The organism is Marinobacter sp. EVN1 (genome assembly GCF_000475375.1).
Classification (GTDB): Bacteria; Pseudomonadota; Gammaproteobacteria; order Pseudomonadales; family Oleiphilaceae; genus Marinobacter; species Marinobacter nauticus.
In genome coordinates this window covers 86,218-96,493 of record NZ_AXCB01000019.1, presented here as the reverse complement: position 1 = coordinate 96,493, position 10,276 = coordinate 86,218, and the positions used below count along the sequence as shown (strand labels likewise).

General features: G+C 55.9%; 9 protein-coding genes. 2 read left to right on the top strand and 7 right to left on the bottom strand.

The annotated features are described in order from the left end of the window. Positions 1-102 precede the first annotated feature (102 nt). The 4 genes from purT to Q674_RS30340 are packed head-to-tail and all read right to left on the bottom strand — an operon-like array spanning position 103 to position 2,611. Positions 103-1,305 carry a formate-dependent phosphoribosylglycinamide formyltransferase gene (gene purT, locus Q674_RS30350; protein WP_014421942.1) on the bottom strand — a complete coding sequence of 401 codons (1,203 nt, stop codon included), beginning with the start codon at positions 1,303-1,305 and terminating at the stop codon, positions 103-105. A 1-nt stretch (position 1,306) separates the two neighbouring features. Then, positions 1,307-1,489 (bottom strand): DUF1289 domain-containing protein, encoded by a 183-nt coding sequence (locus Q674_RS0120735; protein WP_011785938.1) that lies wholly within the window; start codon positions 1,487-1,489, stop codon positions 1,307-1,309. Beyond that, the gene (locus Q674_RS30345; RefSeq protein ID WP_023008827.1) at positions 1,486-2,022 is read right to left on the bottom strand and encodes a gamma carbonic anhydrase family protein; all 537 of its coding nucleotides are present in this window, start codon (positions 2,020-2,022) and stop codon (positions 1,486-1,488) included. The genes Q674_RS0120735 and Q674_RS30345 overlap by 4 nt, the downstream gene beginning before the upstream one ends. A gap of 1 nt (position 2,023) precedes the next feature. Continuing rightward, positions 2,024-2,611: an NUDIX hydrolase gene (locus tag Q674_RS30340; protein WP_023008826.1), complete on the bottom strand. Its 588-nt coding sequence runs from the start codon at positions 2,609-2,611 to the stop codon at positions 2,024-2,026. Positions 2,612-2,706: 95 nt separating this feature from the next. On the opposite strand from Q674_RS30340, the gene Q674_RS30335 reads away from it, so the two are divergent. Then, positions 2,707-3,255: an NUDIX hydrolase gene (locus Q674_RS30335; RefSeq protein WP_011785941.1), complete on the top strand. Its 549-nt coding sequence runs from the start codon at positions 2,707-2,709 to the stop codon at positions 3,253-3,255. Between the two features lie 7 nt (positions 3,256-3,262). On the opposite strand, the gene Q674_RS30330 is transcribed toward Q674_RS30335, so the two are convergent. Beyond that, positions 3,263-3,574, bottom strand: coding sequence for a YqfO family protein (locus Q674_RS30330; RefSeq protein ID WP_011785942.1), 312 nt, complete (start codon positions 3,572-3,574; stop codon positions 3,263-3,265). Between the two features lie 451 nt (positions 3,575-4,025). Further along, a complete protein-coding gene (gene purL, locus Q674_RS30325) occupies positions 4,026-7,931 on the bottom strand; it encodes a phosphoribosylformylglycinamidine synthase (RefSeq protein ID WP_023008825.1) in 3,906 nt (1,301 codons plus the stop codon). 270 nt (positions 7,932-8,201) lie between these two features. On the opposite strand from purL, the gene mltF reads away from it, so the two are divergent. Further along, complete coding sequence (gene mltF / locus Q674_RS30320) at positions 8,202-9,710, top strand: membrane-bound lytic murein transglycosylase MltF (protein ID WP_031210107.1); 1,509 nt, start codon at positions 8,202-8,204, stop codon at positions 9,708-9,710. A 1-nt stretch (position 9,711) separates the two neighbouring features. On the opposite strand, the gene Q674_RS0120730 is transcribed toward mltF, so the two are convergent. After that, the gene (locus Q674_RS0120730) at positions 9,712-10,188 is read right to left on the bottom strand and encodes a regulatory protein RecX (protein ID WP_031210106.1); all 477 of its coding nucleotides are present in this window, start codon (positions 10,186-10,188) and stop codon (positions 9,712-9,714) included. Between the last annotated feature and the right edge of the window lie 88 nt (positions 10,189-10,276).

The window sequence follows — 10,276 nt, the reverse complement described above, 5'->3', positions numbered from 1 at the left end:
CCGGGCTTCGGTTTCCACCTATCGAGCTGTTCAGAATACAACCAGAACGACCAAAAATCACCCGGATTTTCACCCCTCACCATGGATTCAGGGATCAGGCTTTCAGAATTCGACCTTTATAGAGCTTGCTGCAGTGCGAGCTTTCTCCCGGGCATCCTCTATGGAGCTACCCAACGCCAGCGCTACCCCCATTCGCCTCCTGCCTTGTAATTCCGGTTTTCCGAACAGGCGTAGCTGGGTTCCCGGTTGTGCCAGGGCTTCTTCCAGGCCGGTATAGGAAACTTCTGTGGAGCTTCCCTCCGGCAGAATGACCGCCGACGCACTGGGACCATTCTGTCGAACAACAGGAACGGGAATACCCAGTATGGCCCTGGCGTGGATAGCAAACTCGGACAGGTCCTGGGATACAAGCGTGACCAGTCCCGTGTCATGAGGGCGAGGTGAGACCTCCGAGAACCAGACGTTCTCACCCTTCACAAACAGCTCAACACCATAGATGCCGTAACCGCCGAGATCTTCCACCACAGCACGGGCGATCTCTTTTGAACGCTGTAATGCCAGGTCATTCATCGGCTGCGGCTGCCAGGATTCGCGATAGTCACCATCTTCCTGCCTGTGACCAATGGGCTCGCAGAAGGTTACCCCCTCTTTATGCCTCACCGTCAGCAAAGTAATCTCATAGTCAAAATCGACAAAGCCTTCGACGATTACCCTGCCCTTTCCTGCTCGGCCTCCGGTTTGTGCGTACTCCCAGGCTCTTTCAATATCGGCTTCGGTCTTTACTGTACTTTGCCCCTTGCCAGACGAACTCATCACTGGTTTTACCACCAAGGGAAGCCCGACTTCCGCAACCGCCTGCAAATATTCTTCCCGCGTACCCGCAAACCGATACGGTGACGTTGGCAACCCGAGCTCTTCCGCAGCCAACCGACGAATACCCTCACGATTCATCGTCAGGTTCACCGCCCGCGCACTGGGTATCACCCGATAACCTTCCTGCTCGAGCTTGACCAACTCCGGGGTGGCAATAGCTTCTATCTCCGGAACAATCAGGTTCGGGCGCTCTTTCTCGATGACGCTCCGCAAAGCCACAGGGTCAAGCATGTCGACAACATGGGAACGATGGGCCACCTGCATTGCCGGTGCATCGGCATATCGATCAATGGCGATCACCTCAACGCCGAAGCGCTGGAGCTCAATCACAACTTCCTTGCCCAATTCCCCGGAACCACAAAAAAGTACCCGGAACGAGTTGCTTTTAAGAGGTGTACCCAATCTGACGCTGGTCTTGGTGTTATCGGTCATCTTATAGAGCTACCTTTTGTTCACGTATTGCCACCAGTTTCAAAACTTCTCGGCGTTCATCGTCTGTCATGCGAGTCCAGTGAAGAATCTCGTCACTGGTACGATGGCACCCTATGCAAACATCGTTCTCGTCTAAGGCGCACACGCTTACGCAGGGTGAGCGCACCCGATCAGCCCTGTTCATTTCTGCTCCGGATCACACGCTTTAAGTTTCTCCAGGTAACGCGTGGCATTCTGAACATAATGCGCCGCGCTCATTTCCAACATTTTCTTCTGATTGTCGTTCAGTTCACGCTTGATCTTGCCAGGAGAGCCCACAACCATCGAACCATCCGGTACTTCCATACCTTCAGGAATCAGCGTATTGGCGCCAATCAGGCAATGTTTGCCGATCTTTGCCCCATTAAGCACCACCGCATTTATGCCAATCAGTGAATAATCGCCGATATCACATCCGTGCAGCATCACCTTATGACCGACAGTAACACCCCGGCCGATGGTCAAAGGCAGCCCCGGATCGGTGTGCAACACCGATCCATCCTGAACGTTGGATTCAGGACCAACCGTGATGCACTCGTTGTCGCCCCGAATAACCACGTTAAACCAGACGCTACTTTTCTCCAGCAACCGGACATTGCCAATGATAACGGCGTTTTCAGCAACAAACTGACCATCGCCAACTACCTGGGGGCGCTTGTCTTCGAGCTCGTAATACATATCAGCCTCCTTGAGGGGGTTCGAGCAGATCGATTCCGGCATCGTACACGGCGTTCATAAAGTCGACCAGAACAACCGCGGACAGCCCCCAGATCTGGTAACGCTCCCAGCGATAACAGGGCACATAAAAGGTGTGGTTCAGAAAACTGAGGGCATCGGTGCGCTCCCTCCTGTCTTCCAGAAAGAAGGAAAGCGGTACCCGGAACACGCTTTCTATTTCATAGGGATTGGGCACCACCGGATGATCGCCTGGAACAACCCCTACGTAGGGTGTTACAAGAATGCCGTAGCGTGACATGACCTGGCTTAATGGTGCGATGACGTCCACCTGGTCGGGAGGCAACCCGATTTCTTCATGAGTCTCTCTCAACGCAGTGACCGCAAGCGACGAATCTTCGGGATCCCGCTTGCCGCCCGGATAAGACACCTGGCCACGATGGGTTTTCAGGTTGGCAGACCTCAGGGTGAAAATCATTTCCGGATTATTTTCATCATCCGTTACCGGCACCAGAATACCGGCTTCCGGATAATCCAGTGCCAGCTGTCGAGGGGCATAATTGGATAATTTTTTAGTTAATAGGTCTCGCACTCGCTACTCCAGTGGCATCCCGATTTTGCATGAGACACAGACAGCCGGGATCGTTAAACTGATCATCAACAGACACTCAGTATACGGGGAAACTAATGAAGTATTGCAGCACATGCGGCCATCCGGTCGAACAACGCATTCCGGAGGGTGACAACAGGCACCGCTACGTATGTGTCAGCTGCGAGACCATACATTACCAGAACCCGAGGATTGTGGCGGGTACAGTTCCGGTCTGGGAAGGCCAGATACTTTTATGCCGGCGCGCGATCGAGCCCCGTTACGGCTATTGGACCCTTCCCGCCGGTTTCATGGAAAATGCCGAGACAACCATTGAGGCTGCAGCGAGGGAAACGCTGGAAGAGGCCCTTGCCGACGTCACCATCGAAGGCCTTTACTCCATCATCGATGTGCCGCATATCAACCAGGTTCACATGTTCTATCGCGCCAGCCTTAAAGACGGGCAATTCGGCGCCGGAGAAGAATCCCTGGAGTCCCGCCTTTTCTCCCCCGGCGAGATCCCATGGGACGAGATATCGTTTCCAACCGTACGCAAAACCCTTGAGCTTTTTCTTATCGATATGGAGACAGAGCGGTTTGGCGTTCACGTCAGTGATATCCGCCACCCAATGGGAAAAAAAGCCTGACCGGCCGTCAAAGATCAACCAGCCGAAAGATCTCATAAGCCGGCTCTTCATAAGGATGTGCTTGCTTCAATGCGGCTAGCGCATCTCTTATGAGGCTGTCGTCGCACACTAACTCCACCTTATATTCCCGCACCGTTTCTAATTGCCCCTGCTGCCCCAGAAACGGATCGCTTCCCGCCAGCGGCCGGAACTGCCCCTGGCCTTCACATTGCCAGGCACAACTGTCGTACTCTCCAATTTTTCCGGCACCAACATCGAACAGTGCCTGCTTGGTTTGTTCCAGATGACTCTCAGGTACGAAGTAGCAAAATTTATACACGGACACCTCCCTGACTGATCAAATATCACCCAGCATTAGAGAATTCAAACTTACTCACAGATTCTGTGGATAACTCTGGGGAAAGTTTTTGGGAATCGTCCCCAAAGCCCCATGAATACTGGACTTCTCTTAAATTGCCGACATTTTCACCCATGATTTTATTTCCTTTAATATCAATAGGTTAAAGGTTTCGCACAAAAACTGAACTTAGTTCTCAATGTTTGCTCACAGAACGGCCAGGGCGGCACCGGAAATGTGCATAAAGTTGTCTAGTCAAGCCCCGAGACAGCAAATTTACAGACTATTTTAGGGCATCAGGGGTTGAATTTGGGGTTGACATCAAAGGTACCGGCTTAACCAACCTACAATAAAAAAAGCCAGCCTCGACTCTCTTGGAAACAGAGACCGGAGGCTGGCTTTTCACTTCTCTTTTCAGCTGCGATTCAGCGAATCAACCAAACCACTTTCTGGCGTTGCGGAACATGCGCAACCAGGGACCATCTTCTTGCCAGGTATCCGGGCGCCAGGAGTGCTGAACGGCCCGGAACACCCGCTCTGGATGGGGCATCATGATGGTCACGCGACCATCCCGTGTGGTAATACCGGTAATACCAGACTCTGAACCGTTGGGGTTATAGGGGTAACGGGTCGTTTCCCGGCCACGGTTGTCGACATATCGGAGAGCAACCAATTCGTTATCCGACAGCGCCTTGGCTGACGTGCCGGAAGCGAACTCAACCCTCCCCTCACCGTGGGCAACCGCGATCGGCATACGGGAGCCAGTCATGCCATCCAGGAAGGCGGATGGTGAGGAAGTAACCTCAACCATCACCAAGCGCGCTTCGAACTGTTCTGACTGGTTTCGAACAAAGCGGGGCCAGCCCTCACTGCCCGGAATCAGCTCGTGCAGATTGGATAGCATCTGGCAACCATTGCAGACACCAAGGGCAAGGGTATCCTGGCGATTAAAGAACGCAGCAAACTGATCACGCACCCGGTCGTTGAACAGGATGGACTTGGCCCAGCCTTCACCAGCACCCAGCACATCACCGTAGGAGAAACCGCCACAAGCCACCAGACTCTGGAACTTCTCCAGGCTGATGCGACCGGATAGCAGGTCACTCATGTGAACGTCCGTCGCTTCAAAGCCTGCTCGGTCGAAGGCTGCCGCCATCTCAACCTGCCCGTTTACGCCCTGCTCCCGCAACACCGCCACTTTCGGCCGTTTGCCGGTATTGATAAATGGTGCCGCGACGTCTTCATTCAGATCAAAGGTCAGATCAGCACTCAGCCCCGGATCCTCGGCATCGAGCAGGTTCTCGAATTCTTCCCGGGCACAGTCGGCATTGTCGCGAAGAGACTGAATGCGGTAGCTGGTTTCTGCCCAGAGGCGCTGCAGATCTGTGCGCGCCTCATCCAGAACCGGCTCTCCGGCAAACAACAACCGAACCCGATCCTTGTCATTCAGAGTACCAATGACACTGGTGTGATCTCCCAGCCCGGCACCGGAGAATTGCTGGAGAACGAAATCAGTGTCTTCACGGCGCACCTGGATAACCGCACCCAGTTCCTCATTGAAGAGTTCGCGGGCAAATTGGGATTCGTCTTCCGCGAGGCCATCCAGCTTGATATCGACACCGGTTCTGCCAGCAAAGCTCATTTCCGCAAGGGTGACGAACAGACCACCATCGGAACGGTCATGATAGGCCAGCAACTTGCCATCGGCATTGAGGCCCTGAATAACCGCGAAAAATGCCTTGATATCCTCGGGGTCGTCCAGATCCGGCGCCACAGCACCCACCTGACGATAAACCTGCGCCAGCGCAGATCCGCCAAGACGGTTCTGACCAGCGGCCAGGTCAACAAGAATAAGATCCGTTTCACCGGCATCCGTGCGCAGCTGAGGTGTCTGGGTGCGGGCAACGTCGATCACCGGAGCAAAACCGCTGACGATCAGCGACAGCGGCGCAGTGACGCTCTTCTGCTCGCCATTGTCTTCTTCCCAGGCGGTTTTCATGGACATGGAGTCCTTGCCCACTGGAATGGTAATACCCAGCGCCGGGCACAACTCCATACCCACAGCGCGAACGGTCTCGTAAAGGTTCTCGTCCTCGCCCGGATGACCTGCAGCAGCCATCCAGTTGGCGGAAAGCCGGATATCCGACAGCTTTGCGATCGGCGCCGCCGCGAGGTTGGTGATGGTTTCGCCCACAGCCATTCGGCCAGACGCCGGCGCATCAATCACCGCAAGCGGTGTGCGCTCACCCATCGCCATGGCTTCACCGGTGCGCACATCAAAAGATGCTGCGGTTACCGCCACATCACTGACAGGAACCTGCCAGGGGCCCACCATCTGGTCCCGGGCCACCAGCCCGGTGATAGTCCGGTCACCGATGGTAATCAGGAAACTCTTGGAACCAACCGAGGGCAGACGCAGAATCCGCCGAACGGCATCGTGAAGATCAATTTTCGTGGAATCGAAAATCGGCTTGGTAAAGGAGGAACGGCTAACACTGCGATGCATGCGTGGGGGCTTGCCGAAAAGCACTTCCATCGGCAGATCCACGGGCTTGTCGTTGAAGTAGGAATCACCCAGCTCCAGATGATGTTCCTCGGTCGCCTCACCAATCACTGCATACGGGCAGCGCTCGCGACGACACAGAGCATCGAAAAGATCCAGGTTTTCAGGCGCAACCGCCATAACGTAACGTTCCTGAGACTCGTTACACCAGATCTCCAGGGGCGACATGCCCGGTTCGTCACTGGGAATATCCCTAAGCTCAAATTTGCCGCCACGGCCACCGTCCTTGACCAGCTCCGGCATGGCATTGGACAAGCCGCCGGCCCCGACATCGTGAATGAAGCAGATCGGGTTTTTGTCGCCCATCTGCCAGCAACGGTCGATAACTTCCTGGCAACGCCGTTCCATTTCAGGGTTGTCGCGCTGTACGGAAGCGAAATCCAGATTCTCATTACTGGAACCGGAGTCCATGGAAGAGGCTGCGCCCCCGCCAAGGCCAATCAGCATGGACGGACCACCCAGCACGATAAGCTTGGCGCCGACCGGAATATTGCCCTTCTCTACGTCCTGCTCGCGAATGTTGCCCAGACCACCGGCAATCATGATCGGCTTATGATACCCACGGACCTCTTCACCGGCGGCGCCAGGCACCTTCTCTTCAAAGGTCCGGAAGTAACCGGCCAGGTTAGGACGGCCGAATTCGTTGTTAAAGGCCGCCCCACCAATGGGGCCTTCAATCATGATATCCAGGGGAGAGGCAATCCGGTCCGGCTTGCCATAGCCGATTTCCCAGGGTTGCTCGTCGCCGGGAATATTCAGGTTGGAAACGGTGAAACCGGTGAGACCGGCTTTCGGCTTGGAACCACGACCGGTCGCGCCTTCATCCCGGATTTCGCCACCAGAGCCTGTGGCCGCGCCGGAAAAGGGGGCAATCGCAGTCGGGTGGTTGTGGGTTTCCACCTTCATCAGGATATGCACCGGCTCCCGGTTATAGCCGTAGACACCCGTGTCCGGATTCGGGAAGAAGCGACCGGCTTCGCTGCCGGCGATCACCGCGGCGTTGTCCTTGTAGGCCGACAGCACGCCCTCGCTGTTCATCTCGAAGGTATTGCGAATCATCGCGAACAGGGACTTTTCCTGGCCTTCCCCATCGATATCCCAGGACGCGTTGAAAATCTTGTGGCGGCAGTGCTCAGAGTTGGCCTGAGCAAACATCATCAGCTCAACATCCGTCGGATCCCGCTCCAGGCCGACAAAGGATTTGACCAGGTAATCAATCTCATCGTCCGCCAGCGCCAGGCCCAACCGGCCATTTGCTTCCACCAGGGCATCCCGGCCACCAGACAACACCGGTACCCGTCCCAGAGAGCGAGGCTCTTCGTGGCTGAACAGAAGTTCTGCGCCGCCCATCTCGTGGAACACTTTCTGAGTCATACGATCGTGGAGAAGTGCTGCGATCTGCTCGCGCTGCTCCAGGCCAAGTTTCTTGCTGGCCTTTACATAGTAGGCAATGCCGCGCTCAATTCGGCGAATCTGCCGGAGGCCACAATTACGGGCGATATCCGTCGCCTTGCTGGACCATGGCGATAACGTGCCCGGCCTCGGAACCACCAGGAATAAAATCCCATCCGGCTGCTCAACCTGGACACTGGGACCATAGGTAAGCAGGCGATCCAGGATGGCCTGTTCCGAATCGGAAAGGTCGGCATCAAGATCCACAAAGTGCATGAACTCGGCATACACATGTTCTACACCCGGCACCATTTCCTGTATACGGGAATGCAGTTTGCGGGAACGAAAAGGCGAGAGCGCTGGCGCGCCGCGAAGTTCAAGCATGATATCAACCTGTATCGCGCGAATCGGGGGACGTCTGAAAGGCCGCAATGATACTTGAAACCGACTTCAGGTTACAGCGGAAGCTGGCCTCTTTCCGCGGTGTAAAATTGACATTCTTTTGCACAGTTATTAACCAGACCAATTGACCATTTCGCCCTCAGCAGTGATCATTGAGACTATGCATGGAAAGCAAGAAGCATCAAAAAGCAGGAGCATGGGAGCACCTCCCGGACCATCCTGACCATTGAGCGTGTAGCGGAGAGCAGGGATTTGTCACGATTTATCAGCACTTTCCGACGCAGTAGTGCGCAGTTGAGCATTGTATTGGCAGTTCTCCTTGCCACAGGCTGCTCGCAGCCCACAACGCTGCAGGAAATCCGGGAAGAAGGCGTTTTGCACGTCATCACCCGGGTTGCGCCTTCTATCTATTACCAGGATCGGGAACAGGACACCGGCTACGATTACGAGCTGGCCAGACTGTTTGCCGACGAACTCGGGGTTGAACTGCGGGTTCGGGTCGCCGACGATAATTCTGAAATCCTCTCTGTCCTGTCCAGAAACTACGCGCACATCGGTCTGGCCGGCCTGACACAACGGCCCGACTTTGGCGAGCAGTACCGCTCGGTGCCCATAGGTGTCGCCGCGCAATCGGTTATCGTCTATAACAAAGAAGTTCCTGCACCGGAATCACTGGAAGATCTCGCCTCCGAAACCATCCATATGCTGGCCGACAGCAACCATGAGCACCTTGTTGCTGATCCCGGGAACGAGGCTGGCCCCATCATCCAGAAACATCCGGGGCTGGATGCTGCCGGTCTTCTGGCCCGGGTGGAAAGCGGGGAATTCGGCTATGCGGCGGTGGCGTCCAATGAGCTGGATCTGAACCACGTCTTCTTCCCAAAGGTTTACGAAGCGTTCGCACTGAACGAGCCCACTGATCTTGTCTGGCTGTTTCCAACCGCTCAGGACGATACCCTGGTGCAGGCCGCCGAAGCCTTCATGGAAAGGATGAACAACAACGGCACCATGGCCCAGCTCGCGGAACGGTTCTACGGCCACCTGGACAGACTGAATTACGTCGGCGCCCGAACCTTCATGCACCATGTTGAGAACCGCCTGCCCCGCTATCAGTCACTGTTCCAGGATTATGCCGAGGAATCCGGCATGGACTGGCGCCTGCTGGCCGCCATCGGGTACCAGGAATCCCACTGGCGCCCCAACGCCGTCTCCCCCACCGGAGTACGCGGTCTGATGATGCTCACCCGCACCACCGCCAATTATATCGGCATTAATAACCGACTGGATGCCGAGGAAAGTATTGAGGGCGGGGCCCGCTATTTCCGGATGGTGCACGGGCGCATCCCGGAACGAATTCCGGAGCCGGATCGCACCTGGTTTGCGCTTGCGTCCTACAACGTCGGCTTTGGACATCTTGAAGATGCCCGACGCCTGGCTGAATCCGCCGGAAAAGACCCGGACCGATGGATGGATGTGAAGGAATTTCTGCCGCTGCTGGCACAGAAAGAGTGGTACACCAAAACCCGGTTCGGGTACGCACGCGGGCACGAACCGGTGGTTTACGTGCAGAATATCCGACGGTATTACGACGTTCTGGTCCGGATTACCGAACCGGACGCACCTTCAGCGCCCGGGCTTGAAGATCAACTGGCCTGGCTTGGCGACAACGAAGCTGGCTCCGATGCCCCGGCCAGCGAGTCTCAGCCGGATCTTCGCGCTGATCTGCCTCCGGAACTACGGTTGATACCGCCGACACTCTGAATCAGTCATCATCCGGTCCCGCGCTCAAGGCATGCTCGGATTGAGATGATGAAAATCCACGCCGGGCCAGAAATCGGGCCTGGCGGAGCTTTTCAGGCAGATCCCCCTGCACATCAGCCAGTCCGAACCGTTTATCACGGGCCCGGACCGCTCTCCGGCACCACTCTTCTTCTGCGACGGACGACAGACACGCCGGAGTCTGATTCACTCCACGCTGCTGCAGTTCGGCCAGTATTCGCAGCGGCCCGTAACCCGCCTCGATGCGTTGGCGGGTATAGATCTCCGCGAACCGGTCGTCATCCAACCAGCCTTCACACTCATACTCATCCAGCACCGGGTCAAAAACATCCGGTGGAATCCTGCGCAGCCGCAGCTTGAGCGCCAGTTCATACCGGCTGTGCTCCCGGCGGGCCAGCAGGCGCAGCGCTACCGAACGAGCCTGGTATTCCGGATCGTCATGTTTTTGATCTTTTGCCATACAGGCCCTTTCCGCGATGACTTGCAAAACGATAGACTTAGCGTCCCGGGGCACCCCCGCAAACACACTACCCGAAACAGACACCTGA

What these genes read in the sequence shown, in the direction of transcription:
- Q674_RS30335 (WP_011785941.1), top strand. Translation starts at nt 2,707, where the DNA reads ATGAAGTATTGCAGCACATGCGGCCATCCGGTCGAACAACGCATTCCG.
- Q674_RS30345 (WP_023008827.1), bottom strand. Translation starts at nt 2,022, where the DNA reads ATGTATTACGAGCTCGAAGACAAGCGCCCCCAGGTAGTTGGCGATGGT.
- Q674_RS0120735 (WP_011785938.1), bottom strand. Translation starts at nt 1,489, where the DNA reads ATGAACAGGGCTGATCGGGTGCGCTCACCCTGCGTAAGCGTGTGCGCC.
- purT (WP_014421942.1), bottom strand. Translation starts at nt 1,305, where the DNA reads ATGACCGATAACACCAAGACCAGCGTCAGATTGGGTACACCTCTTAAA.
- Q674_RS0120730 (WP_031210106.1), bottom strand. Translation starts at nt 10,188, where the DNA reads ATGGCAAAAGATCAAAAACATGACGATCCGGAATACCAGGCTCGTTCG.
- purL (WP_023008825.1), bottom strand. Translation starts at nt 7,931, where the DNA reads ATGCTTGAACTTCGCGGCGCGCCAGCGCTCTCGCCTTTTCGTTCCCGC.